The sequence below is a fragment of the Pontixanthobacter sp. genome, from assembly GCF_049682855.1.
GTDB lineage: Bacteria > Pseudomonadota > Alphaproteobacteria > Sphingomonadales > Sphingomonadaceae > Pontixanthobacter.
Window position 1 is genome coordinate 151,579 of record NZ_JBAUIK010000008.1, and the last position, 27,000, is coordinate 178,578.

Sequence of the window (27,000 nt, forward strand, 5' to 3'; positions counted from 1 at the left end):
GATCATATATCGCCAGCGATGTAACGGTCCGTGGCGCGCGCAGGCAGACCATCAATGCTGGCAATCCGGGTCGACATCTTGGCCGCCCATTCCAGCGGATTTGACTGGGCATGCGCCTTTTTCAAAGTCGGTCGCTCATGCTCCATAGACATTACCGGCACGCCCCAGCCGCAACTGGCCCAGCCGCAACTGGCCCAGCCGCAACTGGTCTGCCCGCTGTCAACGGCAATGTCGAAAATCTGCCGTGTGCCAGGCATCATGGTAAAATGTTTGGCAAGCGCATCCCATTCCGCATCCTTCGGCAAAACCGGCACAGCGCGGCCATATATGCGCAGAATCATCGCAGGGTTTTCGAAGTTGCAAAACATTATCGTGATCCGGCCGTCTGCGAGACAATGAGCGTTGGTTTCATTACCCGATCCGCCCAGATCGAGATATGCGACTCTGTCAGGGGTAAGCACCCGAAAGGCATCATACCCTTTGGGGCTGAGATTGATCCGCGCATCAGCGGCGGCGGTTGCCACAAAAAAGACAGGCTGCGCCGCTATCATATCAATGTGCTTGGCGCAGAGTGTATCGAAAAATTCAGCCATGATTTTTCAAGCCTAAGGTACGTTTGCGCAATCGACAAGGAGCGCGCTAGCGCATGCTTTTACCATCAGTGGGACGGACCGGAATTCCGGCGCCATCAAATGCGTCCAGGCAATACACATTCACTCCGACATAATCCGGCGTTATGCGTTTGCGGTGAAACGGATAAATCCCGCATATCTTGCAGAAGAAATGCCGCGCGGTACGGGTGTTGAACTGATATTCAGTGAGAGCATCCGCGCCTGATAGCAGGTCGAAACCGCTTTCATGCACTTTCACCATAACCGCGTTTTTGCGGCGACAGATGGAGCAATTGCATGTCGTCATTTCAGCAAATTCGCCGGTGATAGCAAATGTCACTGCGCCGCAATGGCAGCGTCCTTCATGGCGTTGTGCAACCAACCAAGACCCCCTAACGCTCTTTTGTCGCGGAGAATTTAAGATCAGGATGCTTGTCTTCCTGATACCCGACATCCCACGGCGACTTGGCCATAAACACCATATCCCCATCGCGGTCTTTGGCGAGATTGGCCCGGTTGAAGCTTTCAAACTCGGCCAATGCTGCATCATTGCCTTTGACCCAGCGCGCGGTCGTGAAGGGGGCAGGTTCCAACGCTGCCTCCACCTTATACTCAGCCGAAAGGCGTGAAATGAGCACTTCGAGCTGCAATTGGCCGACGACGCCGACAATATGGTTCGCGCCCAGCTCTGGATAGAATACTTGGATCACGCCTTCTTCAGACAGATCATCCAGCGCCTTGCGCAGCTGTTTTGTCTTGGTTGGGTCTTTCAACTGCACCCGGCGTAAAATCTCGGGTGCAAAATTGGGCAGGCCGGTAAACCGCAGAGTGTTATGTTCGCTCAGAGTGTCTCCCACCCGCAACGTGCCGTGATTGGGAATACCGATTATATCGCCCGCCTGGGCGGTATCAGCAATTTCGCGGTCCTGCGCAAAAAACAGAATTGGCGAGTGGATCGCAATCGGCTTGCCTAGACCCGACGGCGTGAGTTTCATACCGCGCTTAAACGTCCCCGACACTTGCCGCATAAACGCAATCCGGTCTCGGTGATTGGGGTCCATGTTGGCCTGAACCTTGAAGATGAATCCCGTCACCTCGTCATGATCGGGGTTGACATGTGCATCACCGGCGGGCTGCGGCCGCGGCGGCGGAGCGTGTTGGGCAATCGCTTCAATAAGTTCGGTAACGCCGAAATTCTTGAGCGCAGAGCCAAAGTAAACAGGCGTGAGATCGCCATTGCGATAGGCTTCCAGATCAAACTCGGGATAGCCGATCTTCGCCAGCTCGGCTTCCTCGGCAAATTCCTGCGGCAAAACCGCATTTGCATCGCGCCTGCCCAAAAACTCCTTGGAATGCCCCTCCGGCCGCGCCACCAATCCACTGGCGTAATCCAGGATGCCTTCAAACTGACCGCCCATGCCGACAGGGAACATTTGCGGCGAAACATCCAGCGCCAGCATATCGGCAATCTCATCGAGCAATTCAAACACCGGACGGCCTTCACGATCGACTTTGTTGACGAAAGTAATGATCGGCACGCTGCGCAACCGGCACACTTCGAACAGCTTGCGTGTCTGCGGCTCAATGCCCTTGGCCGCATCGATCACCATGATCGCGGAATCGACTGCGGTGAGCGTTCGGTAAGTGTCTTCGGAAAAATCCTCGTGACCCGGCGTGTCAAGCAGGTTGAAGGTCACACCATCGCGCTCAAATGTCATCACACTGGAGGTGACGGAGATACCGCGCTGTTGCTCTATTTTCATCCAGTCAGAGCGTGCCCGCCTGGCCTGGCCGCGCGCTTTAACCTCGCCCGCCAGATGAATTGCGCCGCCCTGCAACAGCAGCTTCTCGGTCAGCGTGGTTTTACCGGCATCAGGGTGCGAGATAATCGCGAAAGTGCGGCGTGAATTGGTGGCCATGATCTAACCCCGCAGCTCCGCGCCCAATTTCCGCGCGGCAGCGATTATCGCGTCCGAGATCGCTGTCAGGTCCTCGTCAGTATAGCTTCTTCCATCTGGCTGCAGCGTGACCTCGACCGCAATGGATTTTTTGCCCTCCGGCACGCCCTGTCCTGCAAATACATCAAAGATGCGCGCATCGATAATATTGGCCTTGTCTGCGCCTTTCACCATCCGCTGGACATCACCGGCGGGCAGATCGGCAGGCACCAAGAAAGCAAAATCGCGCATCACGGATTGCAATGCTGGCGGGGCATAAGCGGTCCGGCCAAAGCCGCCGGCGCCCTTTCTACCCGGAATTGCATCGAGAAATATCTCGAGTGCCACCACCGGCGCATCAATATCGAAAGCTGCCAAAGTTTTGGGATGCACAGTGCCGAAGCGCGCAAGAATGTTCTTTGGACCAAGCCGCAAAGTTGCCGATTGACCCGGATGAAATTTTTCCCCTGCCTCACCCATAATCTGCAGCTTGTCGACCGGTGCCCCGGCCTCTGCCAGCAGGGCCAGTGCCTCTTCCTTGGCATCGAAAGCGTCAAAATGCACAGCCTTGCCGCCATTTACCTTTTGCACCCAGCCGCGCGGTGTTTTCTCGCCTACCAGCACGGCGCCAACGGTCGGTTGCTCATTGCTCGAACCATCTGCACTGCGGAAATATCGCCGACCAATCTCAAACAGGCGCAGAGAGGTCGCGCCGCGATCCGCATTGCGTTTTGCGGCCATCAGCAATCCGGGGATCATCGAAGGGCGCATCACCTTCATATCTTCACTGATCGGATTACCAAGAACCCACAGCGTCCTACCGTCCGCGAAGTGCTCCGCCTCTGGCACTGGCAGGAAGGACCATGTAACAGCCTCGTTCAGCCCGCGCCCAGCGGCTGCGCGGCGCACACGGCGTTCCTGTTTCTGCTCTGCCGATGCGGTAGGAACTGCCACCCCTTCAGCGCGCGGTAACGGGGCACTGGCAATGTCATCAATGCCGTAGATACGCACCACTTCTTCAACCAGATCAGCTGGCCCCTCAATATCATGGCGGCGCAACGGTGCGGTTACTGTCCATCTGTCCAAGGACGCGTCCACGGCAAAGCCCAGCGATTCAAGAATGGCCTGCTGGCGCGACATCTCAATCGACACGCCGCCCAGTCTTTGCGTCAGTCCAGGATCGAAAGCGATCGTCCGGGCATCCGAAGGCGCGGCACCGGCGTGTACAGCTTGCGATGCGCTACCGCCTGCCAGTTCAGTAATCAGCCCGGTAAGCAGCGCCAGACCATCATCTAGAAACGCAGGATCAACCCCGCGTTCAAACCGCGTCCGCGCATCGGAGGCGAGGCCGAGCTTGCGGCCGGTCTGGCCAATACGGTCAGGATTAAAATAGGCAATTTCGAGCAATATATCGGTGGTGTCATCGCTGCAGCCGGAATGCTCACCGCCCATAATACCGGCAATGTCATGCACGCCGCTATCATCCGCAATAACGGTCATGCCGCTATCGAGGGTGTAGGTTTTCTCGTTGAGAGCAACCACCTGTTCGCCATCCTTGGCACGGCGGGCAATAACCGCTCCGGTCAGCTTGGCCAGATCGTAAACATGCGCGGGACGGCCGAAGGCGAGCATCAGGTAATTGGTCAGATCGACCAGCAAGGAAATCGGGCGTTGACCCGCGCTCTGCAAACGCTGCTGCAGCCAGTCAGGTGACGGACCATTTTTGACACCGGTAATGACCCGGCCATAAAATGCCGGGCACCCCTCAGGGTCGTCAGTACGGATGTCCACAGGGCAATCGCCAGATGTTTCAAACTGTGGAAAGGCGATCGGTTTCAGCGTGCCCATGCCGGCCGCCGCCAGATCACGCGCTATGCCATAGACCCCCATGCAATCGGGCCGGTTGGGCGTGATCGCCACATCAAAAACCGGGCTGGACCCGTGATAATCGGCAAAGCTGTGGCCAACCGGTGCGTCATCAGGCAGCTCGATAATGCCGTCATGCTCCTCGCCCAGCTCCAGCTCGCGCACCGAACACATCATGCCATTCGATTCGACCCCGCGGATCGCGCTTTTGCGAAGCGCCATCCCGTTGGAGGGAACGACCGCACCGGGCAGGCCCAGCACGCCCATCATCCCAGCGCGCGCATTGGGCGCGCCGCATACGACTTGCAACGGATCGCCGGCGCCCGTGTCGAGGGTCAGCACCTGCAGCTTGTCTGCATCGGGATGCGGAGCCGCAGTGAGGACTTTCGCCACCGTGAAACCGGCGAGCGTTTCTGCCGGGTCCTCAATCCCTTCAACTTCCAGTCCAATGCGGTTCATTGCCGCTGCCAGCTCTGCCAGGCTGGCTTCGGTTTCAAGGTGGTCCTTGAGCCATGTCAAAGAGAACTTCATGCGCGCGCTCCTACACCGCCCGACAGGGTTGGCTGATCATAGGCACTGAAACCATAATGCTGCAGCCAGCGTATATCCCCGTCGAAAAACGCGCGCAGATCATCCATCCCGTATTTGAGCATGGCCAGCCGGTCGACGCCGACACCAAAAGCAAAGCCCTGCCACTCGGCCGGATCAAGCCCGGCAAACGCGATTACGCGGGCATTGACCATGCCGCTGCCCAGCAATTCCATCCACGCATGGCCCGGCGCATCGCCCGATCCGCCGAGTATGCGGCGCCCTTTCACGACTTCAAAACCGACATCGACTTCGACAGAGGGTTCGGTGAAGGGAAAATAGGACGGGCGCAGACGCAGAACAATATCGTCCCGCTGAAAGAACGCTTTGAGGACGGTCTCCAACGTCCATTTCAGATGGCCGAGATGAATATCCTTGTCGATCACCAGACCTTCAACCTGATGAAACATCGGCGTGTGTGTCGCATCACTGTCGGAGCGATAGACCCGGCCGGGCGCGATAATCCGCACCGGCGCGCCTTCATCCATCATCGTGCGGATTTGCACTGGCGAGGTATGTGTGCGCAGCAACATGGACCGGCCTTCGCCGTCTTTATCGGGGAAATAAAAGGTGTCATGCATCGCCCGCGCAGGATGGTTCTCATCCATGTTGAGCGCGGTGAAATTATGCCAGTCATCCTCGACTTCGGGTCCGGTTTTGACAGCAAATCCCAGATCGGCAAAAATTTCTGCCAGCTCGTCCATCACCTGGCTGACTGGATGGACTGTACCCCTTGGCAGCGCCGGAGACGGTAGCGACAGATCAAGCGTCTCGGTCGCCAGTTTGCGGTCAAGCTCTGCATCATTCATCGCCTGTTTACGCGCAGCAATCGCATCAGCCACGGCGGTGCGGGTTTGCTGGATCGCAGGTGCTTTTTCCTGCCGTTCGTCAGGCGTCATCTTGCCGAGTGTTTTGAGCAGTGCGCTGACCCAGCCCTGCTTGCCCACAGCCTCGACCCGCACAGCCTCCAGCGCGTCAGCAGTATCGGCAGCGGCAATCGCGGCCAGAGTGTCATCTCGTCGTGTCGTCAGATCTGTCATAATGAGAGGCGCGCTAGCGCCAATTGCGGTGCAAAGCAAAGCGGCAATTCACCCGGCCCGGCCATTCGGTACACCGCGCAACCGCATGAAGCAGACCGCGGTCGCTGCGCCGATAAGAAAAGGGCGACCCGCAGGCCGCCCTCATTCGCGCATTGCTGCGCGTTAGCATTTGCGCGAATTAGGCCGGGATGGCTTTTTTCGCCTGTTCGATGATGGATTTGAAAGCCGCGCCTTCATTCATTGCCAGATCAGCCATCACTTTACGGTCAAGCTCAATACCGGCCAGTTTTACGCCGTGCATGAACTGCGAATATGTGAGACCTTCTGCGCGCACTGCGGCATTGATCCGCTGAATCCACAAGGCGCGGAAATTGCGCTTCTTAATTTTGCGGTCACGATATGCATATTGGCCCGCTTTTTCGACCGCCTGACGGGCGACGCGAATCGTGTTTTTACGCCGACCGCGATAGCCCTTGGCCTGATCGAGTAATCTTTTGTGTTTTTGGCGCGTGGTGACGCCGCGTTTGATGCGTGGCATTTTTCAAGTACTCCTAAATTTCCAAAAACCGGCTCAGCTAAGGCCGTATGGGGCCCATTTCTTGATCGTCTTAACATCATGGTCAGAGATCACGGATGTGCCGCGGTTTTGGCGGATATACTTGGCATTGTGGTGCGTAAGACGGTGGCGCTTACCAGCAACACCATGCTTCACTTTGCCATTTGCGGTGATTTTGAAGCGTTTCTTCACACCGCTTTTGGTCTTCAGCTTGGGCATTTCATTCTCCTCAAAAGGATGTCGGGTCAAGAACACGTCCAACCAGCCCTGGCAGCCCTAACGGCCAGACCGGAAGATGAATCACGTGTCGGTGAAAGCGGGCCGAATACGGCGGCAGTGCCGCAATTGCAAGCGGAATCGCCACTATTGGCGTGCTACCGCTGTGCCTGCTGAGCCTGCTGAGCCATGCCAAAGCTGCCGGTAGGATGGCACGTCAGGCAGTGCAAACACAGGGGGAGACGATCGCGTCGCAAAAAGCGGACAAAGGTGACACCGTGTCACTTTCACATCTTGGCGGTAAAGCACTGGATTTCAGCGACAATATAGCCCGTCAAGCGAGCGGACGGACGGGGATGCAAGGCTTCATCGCGCGTCCAGAGCAATCAGGTCCAGGATGCGCCTGCGAACATCGTTTGCCTCAAGCAGACAGACAACTACAATTTCAAAGAACTGCCGCAACCTAGCAAAGCCCATCCATGTAGGACAGTCAAAGGCAAGCGGCATTTAGCCCATCGCTTCCAGAACATCGTCCAGCCGCGCCGGATCGCCTAGTGCCAGCACATCGCCATTGCTGTCTGCATCGAGCGGATTGCCTTGCCAGTCCGACATGGTCCCTCCAGCCCCCTCCACCACAGGGACAAGCGCGGCGTAATCATACACCTCCAATCCGGCTTCACAGACAATATCGATATGCCCGGATGCCAGCAGCCCGTAATTATAGCAGTCCCCGCCATAGACAATCATGCCCTGCCGTTCATTACCGCCGACAGCCGCGGCAACTCTCATATAGGCTTCGGCCTGATCTGCACCGAAATAATGCGGGCTGCTGGTCGCCAGCTTGGCTTCGGCCAATTCGCGGCAAGACGCAGTAGTGACGGGCGCGCCATTGAAAGTCGTCCCGCCGCCGATTTGGCCAACCCAGCGTTCGCGTGCAACCGGCTGGTCAATCACACCCAGCACCGGCCAGCCATCCTGCATCAGAGCAATCAAAGTACCAAAAATCGGCCGCCCCGCCATGAAGCTGATTGTGCCATCTATGGGATCAAGCACCCATTGGCGCCCGGCGCTTTCATTATGCTTGCCATATTCCTCGCCAATGATCCCGTCATCGGGGCGCTCCGCCTCCAGAATGGCGCGCATGGCGGCTTCCGTCGACCTGTCAGCAGCTGTCACCGGGCTGCGGTCGGCCTTGCGGCTCTGTTCAAAGTCAGACCGGAATAAGGGGCGGATCACACTGCCGGCGATGTCCGCCAAATGTGCCGCGAGCGTGATATCGTCTGAAAGGTTCATACCGCACCCTTAGTGGCTGCATAGCAAGAGATCACCCCCGGATTCCCGCAAGGACGCTTTGATCCATACTCTGGCAAGCGGTCTTGCCAAAAAACTGCGTCAGCATAAACTATGTTACAAATAAGCGGGATCGAAATCACACGGCCAAATGGCCACGAAGGGGCGCAATCGGCTTTATGGGCAATGTAAACTCTCCCGGTCATGTGAAAATTGGGATTGGCACGCATCCTATGTCAAAGGAAGGGGGCGCTGAAACCGGCATGTCGAGGGACGGCATTCCATTATCGCTCAACCGGCCGCCTGCTGAAGATCTGGAGCCCTGGATTTCCCGAATGATGGTGGCCGTGGTCACCCTTGATAATCAACAGGTGACGCACGGCTTATTATGCAATGATGCAAGCTATGTCCGCACGGCGATTGGTGCCGACTGGTCGGTGCAGACTGCTGATGGTACAATTGCATTGCGCGACGAAACCTTTGTCAGCGGCCAGCATTCAAAAGCCATGCCGCTGCGCTTCGCGGGCGGAATAAAAGTCGCCGGTTTCATGTTGCGGCCCGGCGCGATCCGATCGATCTGGAATGTCGATGACGGGACATTGATCGACCGGATCAAACCGGCTGCATATATCGGGTTTGACGATGCGGCGCTGACCCGGATTTATGATCCGGAAATGACACCTGCTGAATGGCTGGTTGAAATGGAACACTGGCTGCGCGGTACGATTGAGCGGCGTTGCTGCGACGTGCCCGATGCCATATCACAGCGATTTGAAGTGGCTGCCTTTGCCGATCCGAACCAGTCTATCGCCGAATTTGCGGACGCAAACACGGTGACACCGCGTACGTTACAACGCATTATCAAGCGTGACTTTGGTCTGACACCCAAACAGATCATGCGCCGCGCCCGTACGCTGGATTTGGCGGCAAGGATTTGCGGCGTCGCGGATGAGGCAGAGGAGGAAGACATGTATCTCCGCTTTTTTGATCAATCGCACCAGATCCGCGAATTTGTCGCCTTTTTTGGCATGACGCCGCAGCAATTCTTGACCAGCCGGCAGGCCTTGTTGACGCTCAGCCTGGAAATCCGCCAGGCGCGCCGGCTGGAACTGCTGCACCGGATTGATCCAGGCGCGATACGTCCGTGGATGCGCGACCCCTTTCAGGCCGCCTGATATTTTGCGCGCTCAATCAAACAGCGAGCTGACCGAACTTTCATCCGCAATCCGGCGAACGGCCTCACCCACCAGCGGCGCTATCGTCAAAATCCTGATCCGATCCGAATCTCGCGCCGCGTCAGATGGCAGAATCGTTTCAGTGATCACCAGCTCGGTAAGGGCGGATTCGTTAACCCGCGCAACCGCTCCGCCCGACAGAACGCCGTGCGTGATATACGCGGCGACACTGTTTGCGCCCTGGTCCAGCAAGGCCTGGGCGGCATTGCACAAAGTGCCGCCCGAATCGACGATGTCATCAATCAGAATGCAGTGGCGGCCCTTCACATCCCCGATGATGTTCATCACTTCGGATTCGCCGGGCCGGTCACGCCGCTTATCGACAATCGCAAGCGGCGCATTGTCCAGCCGCTTGGCCAATGCCCGCGCGCGAACCACACCGCCGACATCGGGGGAAACAACCATCAGATCCTGATCGCCGTACCGTGCCTGGATGTCGGCTGCCATGACCGGTGCGGCATAAAGATTGTCGGTTGGAATATCGAAAAAACCCTGAATCTGGCCAGCATGCAGATCGACCGACAATACGCGGTCTGCACCTGCTTCTGTAATAAGATTGGCCACCAGCTTGGCAGAGATTGGTGTGCGGGGGCCGGGTTTCCGGTCCTGCCGGGCATATCCGAAATAGGGAATAACCGCCGTGATACGCCGCGCAGAGGCCCGTTTAAGAGCATCAATACAGATCAGCAATTCCATCAGATTATCATTGGCTGGATAGCTGGTGGACTGCACCACAAACACATCTTCGCCGCGGACATTCTCGTGAATCTCCACGAAAATCTCTTCATCTGCAAACCGCCTCACGCTGGCATCGCACAGCGAAATTTCCAGATATGCAGCAACCGCCCGCGCCAGCGGGAGATTGGAATTGGCGGCCATAATTTTCATGCAAATTTCCCCACAGCACGCCAGTCACTTTTGGCGATTCTCATACATCAGGGCTTAGCCCAGGGGATCAGCATTGCAACAGAGGGCGGCCGGGCTTTCCCCAAGGACGGCGAGGGTGCCTGACCCATCGGGCTCTCTCTTAAATGGCGCGGTGCTCACCCCTGATCCAGCGGACCGTGCCCGAACTGGCCCGCATCACTACGCTCTGGGTGGTCATAACACCGCTTCGCCGGCGCTTCACACCATCGAGCAGCGATCCGCTGGTCACGCCGGTTGCAGCGAAGATACAATCACCGCTGGCAAGATCTTCCAGCTTGTAAATCCGGTCAAGGTCTTCAATACCCCATTTGCGCGCGCGCGCTTTTTCATCCTCGTTACGGAAGAACAGGCGGCCATTAAATTGTCCACCCACGCAGCGCAGCGCAGCCGCGGCCAGAACGCCTTCCGGCGCGCCGCCCTGGCCCATATACATATCAATGGTGGTGTCTTCATCGGTGGTGGCAATAACACCTGCCACATCGCCATCGGGGATCAAGTGAATGCCGCAGCCAATACCGCGCAGCTCGGCGATGATATCCGCGTGGCGCGGACGGTCGAGGACACATACGATGATCTCCGCAGGCTTCACACCCTTGGCATCTGCAACCGCAGTTACGTTTTCGGTGACGCTTTTTTCGAGGCTGATAATACCTTCGGGGTAGCCGGGTCCGACTGCCAGCTTGTCCATATAGGTATCGGGCGCATTGAGCAGGCACCCTTCCTCGGCAGCAGCCAGCACCGCTAACGCGTTTGGTCCGGCTTTGGCCGTTATCGTTGTCCCCTCCAGCGGGTCGAGAGCGATATCTATTTTGGGGCCCTTGCCTGGTGCGCCGCCCACTTTCTCGCCAATATACAACATGGGCGCTTCGTCGCGTTCACCTTCGCCGATCACGACCGTCCCGTCCATATACAGCTCGTCAAAGGCGCGCCGCATGGCTTCTACGGCAGCGGCATCGGCGGCCTTTTCGTCGCCGCGGCCGATCTCTGCCGAGGCTGCAATTGCGGCTGCTTCAGTCACCCGGACCATTTCCAGTACAAGAACCCGGTCGAGAGTTTTGCTGGGTGAAATTTTGCTGTCGTTCATGTCGAATTCAGTCCCTTTGGGCTGCTGTGGGTAAATCGTACAATGCGCTTAACCAGAGAGTGTTACCATGTCGAGAAGCGCCTTACGCGGTGTCCCCCTATCAATGCTGCTGCTGTCGGCTGCGGCCGCCCAGGCGACGGCGCAAAATCAGGGCCAGATTACCGCAGAAGACGCGCTGGCCAATGCGGAGGCCGCCTATGGCCCGCCGGAACCAGACAAAAAATGCGATCCTGCAAACGGGGATGAAATTGTCGTATGCGCAGACAATGATGGAGACCAGTCCGCGTTTCGCGTCAAATCCACTGCCGAATTGGATCCCACCTCGGAAGAGGCGCTTGACGACGGCCTGCCGCGTGCGCCCGATGTGGCCGGGCCGGGAATTTTCAGAGGACCGCCCTCTTTCAGCTTTGGCGCTCCGCCGCCGCCCGCACTTATTATCGACGTGACGGCTTTGCCTCAGGCGCCGGAGGGATCAGACGCTGACAAAATTGCCAAGGGCGAAATACCTTCTCCCTGAGGCGACCAAAGTTCCGCTATTGGGAGCAATACTACTCCCCCAGCAGCCGCATAATCAAAGGCGGCGCGGTCAGGCTGGCCGAACCACTGAGCAATTCGGCGGCCTTGCTAATATTACCCTCCGGCCCATCATGCGTGACCATTGCGACCAGTACCTCGCCGCCATCATGCGCGCGGCCTTGCTGGATCAGGCTTTCAATCGAAACATCGGCATCGCGCATCGCCGCCGTGATCTCTGCCAGAACGCCGGGCCGGTCGGTTACAGTGAAGCGCAGATAGGCCTGCCCTGTCCGGTGATCCGATTGCGCGGGCTGCATCGGGATCAGTTGCTCGGCCGGAATGGAGAACGGGCTACCGGCTTCTCCGCGGGCAATGTCGATCAGATCAGCCACCACCGCGCTCGCGGTTGGACCGTCTCCGGCACCAGCGCCTTGAAACAGTAACCTGCCGGAAAAATTCCCCTCTGCAACCACGGCATTCGTCGCGCCAGTGACATGCGCCAGCGGGTGCCCCTTGGGCACGAGACATGGCTTTACCTGCTGCAGCAATACCGCAGACCCGTCGGCAGTGCGGTCCACATCGGCCATGCCGATCAACCGGATCACATAGCCCAGCGCATCCGCCTGAGCGATATCAGCTGCGCGCACAGCAGAAATACCGGCGCAGTCGACCGCAGCGAAATCAATCTGTGTACCAAAGGCAATCGCCGACAGTATCGACAATTTATGCGCCGCATCCACCCCTTCAATATCAAAGGTTGGATCAGCCTCGGCATAGCCAAGCGCCTGTGCCTCTTGCAAGGTCGCGCCAAAATCGGCCCCGGTCTGCTCCATTGCCGACAGGATATAATTCGCTGTGCCATTAAGAATGCCGTAAATCCGCTCAATGGCATTGGCCGCAGCCCCTTCACGCAAACCTTTAACGATGGGAATTCCGCCCGCCACAGCGGCCTCGAATTTTAGCGCAGTCCCGGCATTTTCAGCTGCAACCGCAAGGCTGTGCCCGTGATGGGCGACCATCGCCTTATTGGCCGTGACCAGCGCTTTTCCGCCAGCGATGGCGCCGCGCGCCAGAGCAAGCGCAGGGCCATCAGACCCGCCCACCAGTTCCACCACCGCATCGATATCGCCGCGCGCAGCCAGAGCGGTCATATCATCTTCCCAGGCATAGCCAGACAAATCGACACCGCGATCGCGGCTCCGGTCACGCGCACTGACTGCAACGATTTCCAACCGCCGGCCGGCACGTGCGGCGACCAGATCGGCATTGGCTTTCAGCAGGCGAATAACACCCGCGCCAACCGTACCGATACCGGCCAGGCCAATCCGCAGCGGGGCAACGCTAGAGTGATGGGTCACGACGGGTTCCTTTGAAAGATATACAATTATGCCAGCGCGTTACGGACGGAATCGGGAATGGGAAGAGAGTGACCGGTCGCCAGATCGACATGCACGTTGACCAGTTCAATGTCAGCCCGCAGGTCATCTTCGCAGCTATGCATGTCTTGCAACCCGGTGGTCCCATGCAGCTCAATGGCCGTAGTCATACTGCTATGCCCGAAGCGGGTGGTACGCGCACGCCCTTCGATTATTTCCAATGAACGGATCGGTTTGCGGAAATTCACCGACGCATGGGCGACATGAAATTGCAGAGCGCCGTCCCCAAAGGCGCGAATATTGCGGGCCTGCCAATATTCGGTGATCACCAGATCGGCATATTCAAGGTAACGCGCATTGAACACCACGCCTTGCGGATCAAGTTCTGCATAACGGACACGGAAACGGTGAGTGAAACATTCAGGCATATGCGCCTCTTAGACCGGGAAGCAGGCGCTGCGGAACCACAAATTCTTTGGCTGCCCCCAAACTATCTCTGCGCGCTCAATCCCGCCTGTTACCCCGCCTGTTATCCTGCCTGGTATTGTGGCTGTTACTCTGCCTGTTACTCTAGCTGTTACTCTGCCTGTTACTCTAGCTGTTACTCTGGCTGGCTATCACCATAATATGACCAGACAATCTGGCCGGTGGCCTGAGCGATGATGAGCGTTGATTTGAGCGGCGGTCTGGAGCGGGGGTCTGGAGCGGCGGTCTGGAAGGGGGGGGGGGGGGGGCTAAGCGCGGTTACGCGGGCATGGGCCCAGCCGCTCAAGGATAAAGCGATAATCATCCTCGGCGCGCATTTTTGACTGCGAATCGCTGGCCAGATTGGCCGAAGGCGGCAGCGTTGCCGGGAGGAAGCACGCCAGCCGGTACCATTCCAACGTGTTTTTCTGCGGAGGGCGCGCGGCTTGATCGACGATATCTGACCAGGACACGCCCCACATCGGCGCCTGTCCCGGGCGCCGGATGACGGTCAGCGAAACCAGGCCGTCATTGACGGTTGAAAGGAATATCTGCGTTTCTGATTCGCCCGCCAGATTGCCGGCAATTGACAGGGCATCGCGAATATCGGTGATGGCCGGTTTGGCTTGGGATGCCGCAAGTTCAGCAAGGATGGGGCGTAACTGCGCTTCAAGCGCGGGGCTCCAAGCAAGCTGGGCAGTGGGATTAATCAATTGGATATCTCCGCGCCGTGCGGCCGGAGTACGCGCGAACAAAAGGACCTCCTGCTTGCGCAATTTCGGCGCGCGCCCTTTCGCGTCAAGGGGCACATCCACCAGATAACGCAGAGATTCGCCGATCGGAACGGAGCCGCTGATCAGGGCAGCGGTTTCCGCCTCTATATACAGACGCGTAAATCCCGGGCGAACATTGGGGGCCCGTTCCGGCTCCAATTCGGCCTGTTTGCGAATCTGTGCACGCACGACCAGGTCAGCCTCGTCCGCAAGATCGACAAGATCGGCATAGGTTGCAATTTGCATCTGATTATATTCTTGTGCTGCAGCGGCGCTAAATGCAGACGGCCCGCCGATCAACGCCAGCAGCACGACCGCGTATTTTCCCAATTTATATCTCATTTTCAAACTGTTATAGACCTTTATTCGCGCAGCCATCACACTCTGGCTACGTCTGTATAGCGGAGCAATCTGTGAATTGTGCGTTAACCGATAAAGCGATTGCCCCTGCTTCGCATCATAGCTAAAGATCGACACAGCAACGGAAAATAAAAAATAATACCCGTCAGCTGGCCCAAACCGGGTCTTTGGGGATCCGGTAGGCCAAACGCCCGCCAAACCTTGATGACCGGTTGGGGTGGACAAGCAGGATTAGACTCTGGCACGATTGGAAATTGTGCCAAGGGATAAACAGCCGGGCTTTGCCTGGCGCTGATATTATGGAGTGATGCGACTGAATGGCTTATGCTGACCAACAGATGAGTGGTAACAAGATTATCGCCATAATCATCGTGGCGCTGATCCATATCGCTATCGGATATGTCCTCGTAACCGGACTTGCCTATGAAGGCATCAAGAAGGTTGTCGAGCGCGTTACGACAGTGGATATTGACGAGCCGGAACCAGAACCGGAACCGGAGGAAGAGCCACCACCCCCAGAGGAAGTGCCGGAAACTGCGCCGCCGCCAATCGTTGCGCCGCCGCCTCCAATCAATGTGTCGGTAACTCCGCCGACTGTGCGGACACAGCCTACTATCCCACCGCCAGCGCCGGTTGCAGTACGCGTGCCGCCGCCAGCCCCGGTTGGGACACCGCCACCACCACCGCCGCCGCCGCCGCCGGCATTCCAGCCCAAGGAACCCACCCCGCGTGGCAATCCTGGACGGTGGGCCAGCCCGCGTGATTATCCGTCACGCGCGCTACGGGAAGAGCGTGAAGGCGTCACCCGGTTCCGTGTCAGCGTCACTGCTGACGGGCGCGTTTCCAACTGCCAGATCACCGGGTCAAGCGGACACAGCGATCTGGACGAGACGACCTGTAACCTCATCACCCGCCGGGGGCGTTTCAATGCCGCTACCGACGGCAATAATCGGGAAGTGGCTGGCACATGGTCAAGCGCCGTGCGTTGGGAAATTCCGGAATAATACTCAGTTGGGCCGGCAAGGGGTCGGTCCAGTTATTCATTACTTAAATTACGCTTCTTTCTGAGAGGAAACTCGCAATGACTATCGAACTTCTAGCGGCAGCAGCCGACGTAAAGAACCAATTCGGCTTCTGGGAAGCCATGAACCAGGGCGGCGTTATCGCCTGGTCAATTTTCACTGTGCTTGTGATTATGTCGATCGGTTCGTTCTACATCTTGATCACAAAGCTGCTTGAGCAGCAAAAGGTGATGAAACAGTATGACGCCGTACGCACTAATTTCTGGCGTGCGGGTTCGCTCCAGGAAGGGGCCGCGAAACTGGAAAAGAACAGCGCGTGGCGCCAGTTGGTCGATGATGCGCTCGCCGCCAATGCGCAGCACGGTGAAATGACAGACAGCCTGGAGGCGCATGACTGGCTTCACGGTTCACTCGCGCGTTCCGAAGCGTCGATCAACGCCAAGCTGGCTGGCGGTCTGCCGTTCCTCGCATCGGTTGGTGCGACTTCGCCATTTGTTGGTCTGCTCGGTACCGTTATCGGTATTTACCGCGCGCTGATCAATATCGGCCTCGCTGGTTCGGCTTCGATCGATAAGGTTGCCGGTCCGGTTGGTGAAGCCCTGATTATGACCGCTATTGGTCTGCTTGTGGCTGTTCCTGCGGTTCTTGCTTACAACTGGCTGTCTGCCCGTAACAAGCGCATCTCCGGGATGCTCAGCGGGTTTTCGACCGATCTTCTCGCAAACATCAATTCCGGCGGCAAAGTGAAGCCGGCAGTGATGACTGCGAAAGCGCCCGCCAAGAAACCTGCTCCTGCGAAACCAGCGACAACGGCTGGCGGTGTGCAAGCCAAGAAATAAGACCTGTGCCGGGCGGGCTGGCCAAGAGGCACATCCGCCCGGCTGTCTTTCCGGCTTGAACACGAATAGCAAAGATAGGATTTAGTTATGGCTATTTCAGCAGGCGGCGGCGGCGGCGAAGAGCGCCCCATGTCAGACATCAACACCACGCCCCTGGTGGACGTGATGTTGGTTCTCCTGATCATCTTCCTGATCGCGGTTCCGGTCGCGATCCAGAATATCGAAGAACTCAAGATTCCGGTTTTGGAAACCACTGAGTCCAAAGATAAAGTTGAAAACTTGCTCATTACCGTGACGACTACCGATGCTGCGGGCCGTACGGCGGACACTGTCGATACAGCGTTTGATGGCGCAACCCGCGAAGGCGAATGCCGGGTATATTTCAACAATATCACACCTGTCAGCTCGCAGGAATTGTATGACAAAGCTTTCCAGCGTCTCGATTCAATCGTTCAAAGTGCTGGCGGGGTGGATGCGATCATGGATAATCCGGAGCTTATCCCGCAGGTGCATATACGCGGTGATGTCAATGCACCGTGGCGCTGTGTTGCTGGTACAATCTACAACGTGCAGGCGGCCGGCTATCCGACCGTAGGCTTCATTTCCAATCCGGTTGACCCCAACGGGTAATCGGTTTCGGAACGCAAGTAATTCAGGAGTAAACCACAATGGCAATGTCAGGCGGCAAAGACGATGGCGAGCCGATGATGGACATGAATACGACGCCGCTTATCGACGTCCTTCTTGTTCTTCTCATCATGTTCATCATTACGATTCCCGTAGCAACGCACTCGGTGGATATTGATCTTCCGCAACCCAATCCCAACCCTCCGCCGGAGAATGAGATTGATCCGATCAAAAACAAGATCGTTCTTACGCAGACTGATCAGATATTGTGGAATGGTAATACTATCGATCAGTCGGAACTGGTCCGCAATCTCAACATCACCAAAACGATCGTCCCAGAGCCGGAGCTGCAGTTTGAACCTGAGCCGAGTGCCAGTTACGACCTGTCCATTCGGGTGTTGAATGTGATCAAGATTTCCGGCGTGTCGAAATTCGGCTTCGTCGGTAACGAGAAATACCGCTCATTCGGAAGCGTTGCTCCCGCACAATAAGCGTAGATATTCCTATCTGAAAAGGGGCGGAGCGATCTGCCCCTTTTTTGTGCCTTACATCTACATTTTCCTCCACATCCGCATCCATTCCATCGTGAGACGGGGTCGAAGGCGCCTAATCCTCGGGTCTGGTGCGCCGTACCTCCATCGCCGCATCTGCGAGACGTTCCGCCTCCAACAGCAGAGCATCATCAATCGCACCTTGCGGGACAGTTTCACGGCCGATCATCACCATGATCGGCACAGCAAGCGGGCTGACCCGGTCCAGCGTGACGTGATGCAGCTGGTGTGCTGATCGTTCGAGCAGATCTGCCAGGCGGCCAACATCGGTCATCCGCGCGCGGGCATCCGCCCAAGCCGCCTCGAGCAGGACATGATCCGGCTCGTGCTTGCGCAGCACATCGTAAATCAGATCAGTCGAGAATGTTACCTGCTTGCCCGATTTGCGCTTGCCGGGATGCTGCCGTTCAATCAGGCCTGAAATAACCGCAACTTCGCGGAAAGCCCGCCGCAGCAAATGCGATTCCTGCACCCAATCCACAAATTCGTCGGTCAAGATATCGGGCGATAGCAAGGGCGCAGGATCACTCACCGGCCTCAGCCCCCACACCCCCAGCGAATAGTCATTGGCGACAAACCCTCCTGGCTGAAGCCCGCGATCCTCCATCCGGCGGGTAATCAGCATGCCGAGCGACTGGTTCGCATTCCATCCCTCAAACGTGTAATAGACCGTGTAATGCCGCTTCGCATGCGGGAAGCTTTCCACCAGCAACTGTCCCGGCCTGGGCAGGACCGAGCGATAATCCTGCACTTCCAGCCATTCACGCACATCGTCGGGAAAACGCCCCCAGCCCGCCCGATCATCCAGCAGTGCCTGAACGCGGTTCGCCAGATGCGTGCTCAGCGGCATCCGCGCGCCGCCATATGAAGGTATCATCGCGGCTTTGGATGATGCCCGCACCACCAGATCCATATCTTTGATCTGCACCACTTCCAAACTGGTGCCAGCAAAGAAAAACGTATCGCCCGCTGCCAACGCCGCGCCAAAATTTTCCTCGACGCGCCCCAACGATCGCCCGTTCTTAAACCGGACATTGAGCATCTCTGCATCAATGATGATACCCGCATTCAACCGGTGCCGCGCCGCGTGCTCGGGATGGGTGAGCCGCCATATACCATCCTGGTCGCGCACAATACGCTTGAACCGGTCATAGGCACGCAGCGCATACCCCCCCGATTCCACAAAGCGTAAAACGCGCTGCCAGATATCCCGGTCGACCCACGCATAGGGAAGCGACGAGCGCACCTGCGCCAGCAAAGCATCCTCGTCAAACGGACCGGCACAGGCGCAGGCCATCACGTGCTGGGCCAGAACATCCAGTCCGCCATCACGAAAATCCTCGCCATCGCGCTGGCCCGCCTCCACCGCATCCTTCGCCGCCATCGCTTCCAGAAATTCGAATCGGTTGCCCGGCACCAGCAAGGCCCGGCTTGCCTGGTCCAGCCGGTGATTGGCGCGTCCGATACGCTGGAGCAACCGCGATGACCCCTTGGGCGCACCCATTTGCACCACACAGTCAATATCCCCCCAGTCGACACCCAGATCGAGGCTGGCCGTTGCCACCAATGCTCTGAGCTCACCGCGCGCCATCGCGCCTTCTACTTTGCGGCGCGCCTCCGCGCTGAGTGACCCGTGATGAACCCCAATCGGCAGGTTGGCATCGTTGGCGTCCCACAGGCTCTGGAAGATAAATTCCGCCAGAAAGCGCGTGTTGGTAAAGATCAAGGTCGTCCGGTTGGCGGTGATCGTTTCGATCAGCTGCGGGATGGCCCAGGTCGCCGCATGGCCGCCCCACGGCACCCGCTCCGCAAGCGGCAACAGCACGTCCAATTCCGGCTGCGCCCCTGCCTCGCCTTCAACCAGAGCGACACTGTCTATATCGCCCCACGGGGCCAGCCATGACTGATAGGCAGATGGCTGCGCGACAGTCGCTGACAAGGCGGCGCGCTTCATGTCAGGCGCAATGGCCTGCAAGCGGGATAGCGCCAGAGCCAAAAGGTCCCCCCGCTTGCCGGTTGCAAACGCGTGCACCTCGTCAATCACCACCCGCTTCATACCGGCAAACATCAGAAAGCTGTCGGGATAAGATAGCAGCAGAGAAAGCGACTCAGGGGTCGTCAGCAATATGTGCGGCGGTTTGCTGCGTTGCCGTTTTTTGCGATCAGACGGCGTGTCGCCGCTACGCGTTTCGATCCTCAGCGGCAGCCCCATCTCTTCCACCGGAGCCACAAGGTTGCGCTGCACATCATGCGCCAGCGCCTTTAACGGAGAAATATAAAGCGTGTGCAAAGTGTCCTGCAAAAGGCTGTCATCGCCCAATGCCGAAGGGCAAAAATCGGCCAGAGTCGGAATAAAACCGGCCAGCGTCTTACCTGCCCCCGTATCGGCGACCAGCATTGCATGGCGGCCAGCCACAGATGCCGCGAACATATCCCGCTGGTGGTCCCGAATGCGCCAACCGCGCCGCGCAAACCACGCCTCAATCTCTGCAGGAATGCGTTTCTCACCCGTCATAAGGCGGATTTATCTGTAGGAAAGGGACACATGGGACACAGTACAAACACGAGACGTCAGATCTGCCCGCACACCCAATGGAAACGGCCGATTGAAAGTCTGGGATCGCATGCTGCATAACCGCCCGATCTGAGCAGCTTTACCGCGATTAGGAAAGACCGATATGCACGAATAAGCGACCAGACCTATTCGGAGCCACTATCCGTCTGTTCGTCAGCGGAATCCTCAACCACGGTATCGATGACGCTGTGGTTTGATTGCATATTATGCTCAAGATCCCCCTCGCTCACTCCCAGCAATTCAGACAGGCGCGTGCGCTCGTCCGCAGTCAGATCATCATAGGTTTTCGGCGCGGGCAGAGCAGCGGTACGTGTTTCCATCTCTGCCATCATGGCCGGCAACATTTCCATCATCGCGGGCATCATTTCGTTCATTGCCGCCATCACTTGCGGATCGGCATAAATGAGCATCGACTGGCCAGCGTAATACTTGCCGGTGGGGGTTTCAAAAAAAGCGTTCAGCTCGGTCAATTGCGTTCGGGTGAACCGAACCGCATAGGCCCGCGCCAGCCCGGCACGGTAAGACGGTTCGATCTGATCCACCAGATTGGTGATCATTTCGACCGCAGCCTGACCGCTCAACCGCGTCCGTTCTCCAAAGGCAGGGTCAACGATCTCGGTTATTTCCTGCAAGGTTGTGTCGCCTAAACCGGCAACCTCATCATCCGGCAAACCTCCGATGCGCGCGAATGTGGCAACCGGCCACTCGCCCATCGTGCCAAACATGCTGTCGAACATCGGCTGCATGGTTTCTTCCATGAGCGTGCGGTAAGTCCCTTCGGGAAACACCTGGTCAACCGTGACCAGCGCAAGCGGCAACAGCGCCTCTTGCTCTGCCGTCAGAGGATCAGCCTGAAACATATCGCCCAGCAGGGCCATCACTTCCGCCGCTTCATTCGTTTCTGATCCGGTCTGGGCGGCCACGGGCGGACCAAACGTCAATGTAACGGCGGCAATCGATGCGGTGAGTGTTCTTATCATGCTGTCAGCCCCTATAGAATATCCAACTGGTTAGTGCCCCGCATTCTCTCCGCGTTCAAGGCCCGACAGGCTCAGCTGCTCATCAATCTGCGCCATCAGCCGGTCCAGACCTGCCTCAGTTTCGCTTTCTGCGCGCGCGACCAGCACATCTTGCGTATTCGATGCGCGCAGCAGCCACCACCCGTCATCATTGGTCACACGGACGCCGTCCGTACCGTCCACCATCGCAGAGCTATCTGCCAAACGGGCCTTGACCTCGTCAATCGCGGCGAATTTGCGGCTTTCATCCACCTGGAAGCGCATTTCGGGCGTATTGATCATTTCCGGCATCGCGCTGCGCAGGTCGGTTACCGATTTGCCCAGCCGGGCGGAGGCCAACAGCAACCGGATGCCGGCATATAGCGCGTCATCGAAACCGTAATAGTCATCGGCGAAAAATACGTGCCCGCTCATTTCGCCGGCCAGCGGCGATGCTGTTTCCTTCATTTTGGACTTTATCAGGCTGTGCCCGGTTTTCCACATTACCGGCTTGCCGCCATGCTGCGCGACGTGATCAAACAAAGCGCGGCTCGCCTTCACATCGGCGATAATGGTGGAGCCGGGCATGCGGGCGAGCAGATCCTCGGCATAGATCATCAGCAACTGGTCACCCCAGATCACGCGGCCCTGCCCGTCAATTGCGCCGATTCGGTCGCCGTCACCGTCGAAAGCTACACCAAAATCGAGGTTCTTTTCCGCGACCACAGCGCGCAAATCCTCCAGATTGGCCTCAACCGTGGGATCAGGGTGATGATTGGGAAAATTTCCATCAACTTCAGTGAAAAGCAAATGATGTTCGCCCGGAAGGCGCGCCGCAAGAGCCTCCAAAGCGGGGCCCGCCGCGCCGTTACCATTGTCCCATGCGATTTTGAGATTGGACATGGCCGACAGGTCTACCCCCTCCAGCCCCTGCAGCATCCGGTCGATATATGCGCCCATAATGTCGCGGGTTTTGGATGTGCCGGTTCCATCATCCCAGTCACCGGCTGCGGCCATTTTGCCGATCGTAAGAATATCCTCCCCAAAAAACGGGCGGCCCTGAAATACCATTTTGAAGCCGTTATAATTGGCGGGGTTATGGCTGCCGGTTATCTGAATGCCGCCATCCACCTGTTCGTCTGAGGCTTCGGCGTAATACAGCATCGGGGTTGGCCCCATGCCCACACGCACGACATCGCAGCCGCTGGCATTGAGCCCCTCGACCAGTGCCTGCTCCAAAATGGGTGAGCTGGTGCGGCCATCATAGCCAACCGCCACTATCCTTCCGCCTGCACGGGTGAGCAGGGTTGCAAAACCGCGCCCGATAGCGCGCGCATCCTCCACTCCCAAAGTCTCGCCGATAATACCGCGAATATCGTATTCGCGCAGGACGGTCGGATCGAAAGTGTGGCTCATATTATCTGTCTCTACCGGTTGGCCCATCATCCTGGGGGGATGGATTGGGCAGTTCATCTATCAGCATATCGCGCGCGGCATTGGCTTCATGCACCTGGGTGCTGGTTCCGCCGCGGTCCGGATGGACCATAGCAACCAAGTGTTTATGAGCCCGTAATATCTCGGTACGTGTGGCATTCTTGCGAACGCCGAGCAGCGTTCTGGCGTGACGCAAGGCCTGCGAGCGGGTGCTGTGCGTTTGGGCGAGCTGCCACGGCCATTTGCCGAATATCATTCGGCAGGCCCCGCACAATAGAGCTGCGAATAACAGAAACTTCAGCATCCGCGCATCGCCCCTCTTTACGCCAGTTCCAGCCTGGGTTCCGCTGCCACGCTGGCTGGCAGATTGAGGCTCGCCAAAAGCGAGCGCATTTCCTGCCGGGCAACCAGATGGCTTGTGCCCAGTTCCCCCAGATGCCCCCTGTCCAGCAATGTAAAACCCGATGGAAACAGTTCGCGGTAGATCACCCGTTCCGACAGCCCCTTTGCCACGCGGAACCCGGCGCGTTTGGAAAGTTCCTGAAGGGCTTTCTCGATCCGCTGCATATTGCGCGCCTCGGTATGACCGCCGCGATTTCTCACGACCACCCAGTCAATTTCCTTGCGCCGCTGCATCGCGCGCGTTTTGCGCGTTTCCCAGATCAGTTCAGCATAGAAGGACAGACGCCGGACTTTGAAACTTTCCGCATCAACCTGGCCAATCAGATCAAAATCGACAAAACTGTCATTCATGGGTGTCACCAACGTGTCCGACTCCGTCGCGGCATGGCGTGCAAATTCATCATCGCGGCCCGGCGTGTCGATAATCAGGAAATCCATTCCGGCACTCGCTTGTGCGGCCATCGCGTCAAATTCGGCAATGGTTTCACCGCGAAACACCTCGCAGCGGGCAGTCGGCAAGTCGATGCTCCGGCGCGCCTGCGTCTCGGCCCGGTTCTCAAAATAGCGATGCATGGTGCGTTGGCGCGGATCAAGATCGATGGCCGCCACTTTCGCCCCGCTATAGGCGAGCGCCACCGCGACATGGACCGCCGTGGTCGATTTGCCCGTTCCGCCTTTTTCGTTGGCGAAAGTGATCCGGTGGGGTTGAATATCAGCCAAAACTGTAATCCCGTATTGTGGTTGTTTAGCGGCCTGTTGCGGCGCTACAGACGATCGCGCATTTGATACCGGAGGGTTGGGCAGCGTGCAAATTATCAGTCAGTTGGACATGTTGAGAACAACCGTCAGCGATCTGCGCAAGGGCGGCGAAACCATTGCCATCGTGCCGACGATGGGCGCGCTGCATGACGGGCATCTGACATTGGTCCGCGCCGCAAAAGCACGCGCCGATCACGTTATCGCAACCATCTTTGTCAACCCGGCGCAGTTTGGCCCGAATGAAGATCTGGACGCCTATCCGCGCCAATTGGCCGAGGATGCAGCGATGCTGGCCGCAGAAGGGACAGCCGCGCTGTGGGCACCCAGTGTGGAGGCAATGTATCCTGACGGCTTTGCCAGCAGCATCCATGTCGCGCATATCGGCGACGGGTTGTGCGGGGCAGACCGGCCCGGCCATTTTGACGCGGTGGCGACAGTCGTATGCAAATTGTTCAATCAGGTGCGCCCGGACCTTGCATTTTTTGGCGAGAAGGACTGGCAGCAATTGGCCGTGATCCGGCAAATGGCGCGTGATCTTGATCTCACGCTTCCTCTGGCGGACACCATCATCGGCGTGCCCACCGTGCGTGAGGCAGACGGTTTGGCCATGAGCAGCCGTAACCGCTATTTAACGGCTAAAGGCCGCGCCGCAGCGGTGACACTGCCCAACGCCATGAAAGCGGCGATCGCAAAAATCGAAGCAGGACATCCGGTTAAGGAGGCGCTCTCCGCGCTGAAAGCTGCGCTTATTAGCGCAGGCTTCCAGTCAGTCGATTATGCCAGCCTGGCAGATGCCAAAAGCTTGGATCCGCTCGATGCATTAACCGGCCGCCCCGCCCGCTTACTGGTGGCAGCGCGGATTGGTGGCACGCGGCTCATCGACAATATGGCGGCCGGAAAAGCCCAGTCTGAACGAGCCCAGTCTGGACGGGCTTAATCAGAGCGGGCTTAATCTGAGCGGGGCCTAACTAGATCGCGGAGGGGGCTTACCGCCTTTGCGATGTTTCTTGGGGGCCGCTTTGCCAGCCGCGCCGCGTTCTACCCGCGGGCCGCGCTGCTTGACCGGCTTTTTTCCGCCCGGTTTTCCAGATGATCTACCGCCAGCTTTATCACGGTCCCATTTTCCGGGACGAATGGCGCCGTCGCCTCCGCTCTCACGGCCGCTTTCACCCGTGGAACCGCTATCATTTGCTTTATACGGCTTTTTCTTGAACGGTTTATCACCGGCGCCCCCGCCGAAACCGCCATTTGAACCCCCGCGCTTGCCGTAAGGTTTCCGGTCAGACCGGCCACCGGCATGATCGCCGGGTCCGCCCTTGCGGTTTTGCCGCGCTTCCATACGCGGGCCGTGATCGGAGCGTTCAATAAACACCGGACGTTCCTGATCTTCGGACGCCGCTGTCCGCTGGATTGCATCTGCAACCTTGTCCGCCAGCCTGGTGGGAATCTGGAAAAACGTCTCGTTCCCGCCAATCCGGATCGCGCCAATTTCATTACGCGTGACATGGGCGCGGCGGCAGATGAGCGGCAAGATCCAGCGCGCATCGGCATTGTGCTTGCGGCCAATATCCATGCGGAACCACGCAATATCTTCAAAGCCGGGACGGTGGCGTTCCTTTTGCGCGTCTTTGCGCGCTTCGGGTGTGTTGGGAATAAGATCTTCCGGTTGCGGCATTTTGGAACGGTGCGCCTGGACCAGCATCGCCGCGATATCTTCTGGCGATTTCTCTGCCATCAAACGCGTTGCAAGAGTGCGATCTTCCTCATCAATCTCTGCCGGAGCCAGCAGCATCTCCATCAACCGCTCGCGGTCCTGCTTGCGAATATCTTTCGGTGTCGGCGCATCGACCCAATCCGCCTGGATCTTGGCACCGCGCAGCATTGATTCGACCCGGCGGCGGCGCGGGTATGGTACCAGAATGACCGCCGTACCTTTCTTGCCGGCGCGCCCGGTCCGGCCAGAACGGTGCTGCAAAGCTTCCGCATCGCGCGGGACTTCAACATGGATGACCAGACTGAGCGTGGGCAAATCGATCCCGCGGGCGGCAACATCGGTCGCCACACATACGCGCGCGCGCCGGTCACGCAGGGCTTGCATCGCCTGGTTGCGTTCCTGCTGCGAATGTTCACCCGACAAAGCAACCACGGCAAATCCGCGTTCCTGCAATGTCGCGTGCAGACGGCGCACCGCATCGCGGGTGGCGCAAAACAGAATGGCCGTTTCCGCCTCGTGAAAACGGAGCAGGTTGACCGCCGCATTTTCAATTTCAGACGGTGAGATAGTGACTGCCTGATAGGAAATATCGCCGTGCCCGCGATCATCACCAACCGTGGAGATACGCAGCGCATTGTCCTGATACCGCCGCGCCAGCGAGACGATGGATTTTGGCATGGTGGCCGAGAACAGCAAGGTCCGGCGGCCTTCCGGCGTGCCGTCCAGAATGGCTTCCAGATCATCGCGAAAGCCCATATCGAGCATTTCGTCCGCTTCATCGAGGACAACGGCTTTGAGGTCCGACAGGTCAAGCGCGCCGCGCTCCAGGTGATCGCGCAAGCGGCCCGGTGTACCGACCACGATCTGCGCACCGCCGCGCAAAGACCGGCGCTCTTTTGATGCGTCCATTCCGCCAACACAGGTTGCAATCCGTGCGCCTGCCTTGCCATAGAGCCACACCAGTTCGCGGCTAACCTGCAGCGCCAGCTCGCGCGTTGGCGCGATAATCAGCGATATGGGCGCGATACCGTATGCAATTTGGCCGTTCTCGCCGAGCAGTTGATCAGCCATCGCCAAACCGAAAGCGACGGTTTTACCCGATCCTGTCTGGGCCGAGACAATCAGATCGCGGCCAGCCGCTTCATCCTGGGTAACAGCCGCCTGCACAGCGGTGGGGGTTTCATAGCCGCGTTCGGCCAGTGCCTCGCCAAGAATTGGCGGCAATTGGGAAAAATTCAT

The 27,000-nt window shown here is 58.0% G+C and carries 26 protein-coding genes; 7 read left to right on the plus strand and 19 right to left on the minus strand.

What is annotated here, in order from left to right; genetic code table 11:
- Window positions 1-2 precede the first annotated feature (2 nt).
- The 8 genes from WA922_RS04525 to WA922_RS04560 all read right to left on the minus strand — a co-directional run bounded on the left by WA922_RS04525 (window position 3) and on the right by WA922_RS04560 (window position 8,107).
- Window positions 3-593 carry a pyridoxamine 5'-phosphate oxidase family protein gene (locus WA922_RS04525; protein ID WP_424770486.1) on the minus strand — a complete coding sequence of 197 codons (591 nt, stop codon included), beginning with the start codon at window positions 591-593 and terminating at the stop codon, window positions 3-5.
- A gap of 46 nt (window positions 594-639) precedes the next feature.
- Window positions 640-951 (minus strand): GFA family protein, encoded by a 312-nt coding sequence (locus WA922_RS04530; RefSeq protein WP_424770487.1) that lies wholly within the window; start codon window positions 949-951, stop codon window positions 640-642.
- 52 nt (window positions 952-1,003) lie between these two features.
- Window positions 1,004-2,530 carry a peptide chain release factor 3 gene (locus WA922_RS04535; RefSeq protein ID WP_424770488.1) on the minus strand — a complete coding sequence of 509 codons (1,527 nt, stop codon included), beginning with the start codon at window positions 2,528-2,530 and terminating at the stop codon, window positions 1,004-1,006.
- Between the two features lie 3 nt (window positions 2,531-2,533).
- Complete coding sequence (pheT, locus tag WA922_RS04540; RefSeq protein WP_424770489.1) at window positions 2,534-4,945, minus strand: phenylalanine--tRNA ligase subunit beta; 2,412 nt, start codon at window positions 4,943-4,945, stop codon at window positions 2,534-2,536.
- Complete coding sequence (pheS, locus tag WA922_RS04545) at window positions 4,942-6,042, minus strand: phenylalanine--tRNA ligase subunit alpha (RefSeq protein ID WP_424770490.1); 1,101 nt, start codon at window positions 6,040-6,042, stop codon at window positions 4,942-4,944. The genes pheT and pheS overlap by 4 nt, the downstream gene beginning before the upstream one ends.
- 178 nt (window positions 6,043-6,220) lie before the next feature.
- On the minus strand, window positions 6,221-6,580 hold the full coding sequence (gene rplT / locus WA922_RS04550) for a 50S ribosomal protein L20 (protein WP_424770491.1): 360 nt from the start codon (window positions 6,578-6,580) through the stop codon (window positions 6,221-6,223).
- A gap of 33 nt (window positions 6,581-6,613) precedes the next feature.
- Window positions 6,614-6,817: a 50S ribosomal protein L35 gene (gene rpmI / locus WA922_RS04555; RefSeq protein ID WP_424770492.1), complete on the minus strand. Its 204-nt coding sequence runs from the start codon at window positions 6,815-6,817 to the stop codon at window positions 6,614-6,616.
- A 504-nt stretch (window positions 6,818-7,321) separates the two neighbouring features.
- The gene (locus WA922_RS04560; RefSeq protein WP_424770493.1) at window positions 7,322-8,107 is read right to left on the minus strand and encodes an inositol monophosphatase family protein; all 786 of its coding nucleotides are present in this window, start codon (window positions 8,105-8,107) and stop codon (window positions 7,322-7,324) included.
- Window positions 8,108-8,337: 230 nt separating this feature from the next.
- Here WA922_RS04560 and WA922_RS04565 point away from each other — a divergent pair, with 230 nt between their 5' ends.
- Window positions 8,338-9,279, plus strand: a complete 942-nt coding sequence (locus tag WA922_RS04565) for a helix-turn-helix domain-containing protein (protein WP_424770494.1) — start codon at window positions 8,338-8,340, stop codon at window positions 9,277-9,279.
- 12 nt (window positions 9,280-9,291) lie between these two features.
- Here the strand turns inward: WA922_RS04565 and WA922_RS04570 are convergent, their stop codons facing one another.
- Both WA922_RS04570 and glpX read right to left on the minus strand, forming a co-directional pair.
- Window positions 9,292-10,227: a ribose-phosphate pyrophosphokinase gene (locus WA922_RS04570; RefSeq protein ID WP_424770495.1), complete on the minus strand. Its 936-nt coding sequence runs from the start codon at window positions 10,225-10,227 to the stop codon at window positions 9,292-9,294.
- A 139-nt stretch (window positions 10,228-10,366) separates the two neighbouring features.
- Window positions 10,367-11,350 carry a class II fructose-bisphosphatase gene (glpX, locus tag WA922_RS04575; RefSeq protein ID WP_424770496.1) on the minus strand — a complete coding sequence of 328 codons (984 nt, stop codon included), beginning with the start codon at window positions 11,348-11,350 and terminating at the stop codon, window positions 10,367-10,369.
- A 67-nt stretch (window positions 11,351-11,417) separates the two neighbouring features.
- Here glpX and WA922_RS04580 point away from each other — a divergent pair, with 67 nt between their 5' ends.
- A complete protein-coding gene (locus WA922_RS04580; protein ID WP_424770497.1) occupies window positions 11,418-11,867 on the plus strand; it encodes a hypothetical protein in 450 nt (149 codons plus the stop codon).
- A 31-nt stretch (window positions 11,868-11,898) separates the two neighbouring features.
- On the opposite strand, the gene WA922_RS04585 is transcribed toward WA922_RS04580, so the two are convergent.
- The 3 genes from WA922_RS04585 to WA922_RS04595 all read right to left on the minus strand — a co-directional run bounded on the left by WA922_RS04585 (window position 11,899) and on the right by WA922_RS04595 (window position 14,822).
- Window positions 11,899-13,224 (minus strand): homoserine dehydrogenase, encoded by a 1,326-nt coding sequence (locus WA922_RS04585; protein ID WP_424770498.1) that lies wholly within the window; start codon window positions 13,222-13,224, stop codon window positions 11,899-11,901.
- A gap of 26 nt (window positions 13,225-13,250) precedes the next feature.
- The gene (locus WA922_RS04590) at window positions 13,251-13,670 is read right to left on the minus strand and encodes an acyl-CoA thioesterase (RefSeq protein WP_424770499.1); all 420 of its coding nucleotides are present in this window, start codon (window positions 13,668-13,670) and stop codon (window positions 13,251-13,253) included.
- Between the two features lie 306 nt (window positions 13,671-13,976).
- Window positions 13,977-14,822, minus strand: a complete 846-nt coding sequence (locus WA922_RS04595; protein ID WP_424770500.1) for a hypothetical protein — start codon at window positions 14,820-14,822, stop codon at window positions 13,977-13,979.
- A gap of 335 nt (window positions 14,823-15,157) precedes the next feature.
- Between WA922_RS04595 and WA922_RS04600 the strand changes: the two genes are divergently transcribed.
- The 4 genes from WA922_RS04600 to WA922_RS04615 all read left to right on the plus strand — a co-directional run bounded on the left by WA922_RS04600 (window position 15,158) and on the right by WA922_RS04615 (window position 17,819).
- Window positions 15,158-15,844 (plus strand): energy transducer TonB, encoded by a 687-nt coding sequence (locus WA922_RS04600; RefSeq protein WP_424770501.1) that lies wholly within the window; start codon window positions 15,158-15,160, stop codon window positions 15,842-15,844.
- Between the two features lie 77 nt (window positions 15,845-15,921).
- The gene (locus WA922_RS04605; RefSeq protein ID WP_424770502.1) at window positions 15,922-16,701 is read left to right on the plus strand and encodes a MotA/TolQ/ExbB proton channel family protein; all 780 of its coding nucleotides are present in this window, start codon (window positions 15,922-15,924) and stop codon (window positions 16,699-16,701) included.
- Between the two features lie 87 nt (window positions 16,702-16,788).
- Window positions 16,789-17,331 (plus strand): ExbD/TolR family protein, encoded by a 543-nt coding sequence (locus tag WA922_RS04610; RefSeq protein WP_424770503.1) that lies wholly within the window; start codon window positions 16,789-16,791, stop codon window positions 17,329-17,331.
- 38 nt (window positions 17,332-17,369) lie between these two features.
- A complete protein-coding gene (locus WA922_RS04615) occupies window positions 17,370-17,819 on the plus strand; it encodes an ExbD/TolR family protein (RefSeq protein WP_424770504.1) in 450 nt (149 codons plus the stop codon).
- 115 nt (window positions 17,820-17,934) lie between these two features.
- On the opposite strand, the gene WA922_RS04620 is transcribed toward WA922_RS04615, so the two are convergent.
- The 5 genes from WA922_RS04620 to WA922_RS04640 form a co-directional block, all read right to left on the minus strand.
- On the minus strand, window positions 17,935-20,394 hold the full coding sequence (locus WA922_RS04620) for a ligase-associated DNA damage response DEXH box helicase (RefSeq protein WP_424770505.1): 2,460 nt from the start codon (window positions 20,392-20,394) through the stop codon (window positions 17,935-17,937).
- Window positions 20,395-20,579: 185 nt separating this feature from the next.
- The gene (locus tag WA922_RS04625) at window positions 20,580-21,434 is read right to left on the minus strand and encodes a DUF2059 domain-containing protein (RefSeq protein ID WP_424770506.1); all 855 of its coding nucleotides are present in this window, start codon (window positions 21,432-21,434) and stop codon (window positions 20,580-20,582) included.
- A gap of 30 nt (window positions 21,435-21,464) precedes the next feature.
- On the minus strand, window positions 21,465-22,868 hold the full coding sequence (pgmG, locus tag WA922_RS04630) for a phosphoglucomutase/phosphomannomutase PgmG (protein WP_424770507.1): 1,404 nt from the start codon (window positions 22,866-22,868) through the stop codon (window positions 21,465-21,467).
- Between the two features lies 1 nt (window position 22,869).
- On the minus strand, window positions 22,870-23,142 hold the full coding sequence (locus tag WA922_RS04635; protein ID WP_424770508.1) for a molecular chaperone DnaJ: 273 nt from the start codon (window positions 23,140-23,142) through the stop codon (window positions 22,870-22,872).
- 65 nt (window positions 23,143-23,207) lie between these two features.
- Complete coding sequence (locus WA922_RS04640; protein WP_424770713.1) at window positions 23,208-23,999, minus strand: division plane positioning ATPase MipZ; 792 nt, start codon at window positions 23,997-23,999, stop codon at window positions 23,208-23,210.
- Between the two features lie 94 nt (window positions 24,000-24,093).
- On the opposite strand from WA922_RS04640, the gene panC reads away from it, so the two are divergent.
- Window positions 24,094-24,984 (plus strand): pantoate--beta-alanine ligase, encoded by an 891-nt coding sequence (gene panC, locus WA922_RS04645; RefSeq protein WP_424770509.1) that lies wholly within the window; start codon window positions 24,094-24,096, stop codon window positions 24,982-24,984.
- 27 nt (window positions 24,985-25,011) lie between these two features.
- On the opposite strand, the gene WA922_RS04650 is transcribed toward panC, so the two are convergent.
- Window positions 25,012-27,000: a DEAD/DEAH box helicase gene (locus tag WA922_RS04650; protein ID WP_424770510.1), complete on the minus strand. Its 1,989-nt coding sequence runs from the start codon at window positions 26,998-27,000 to the stop codon at window positions 25,012-25,014.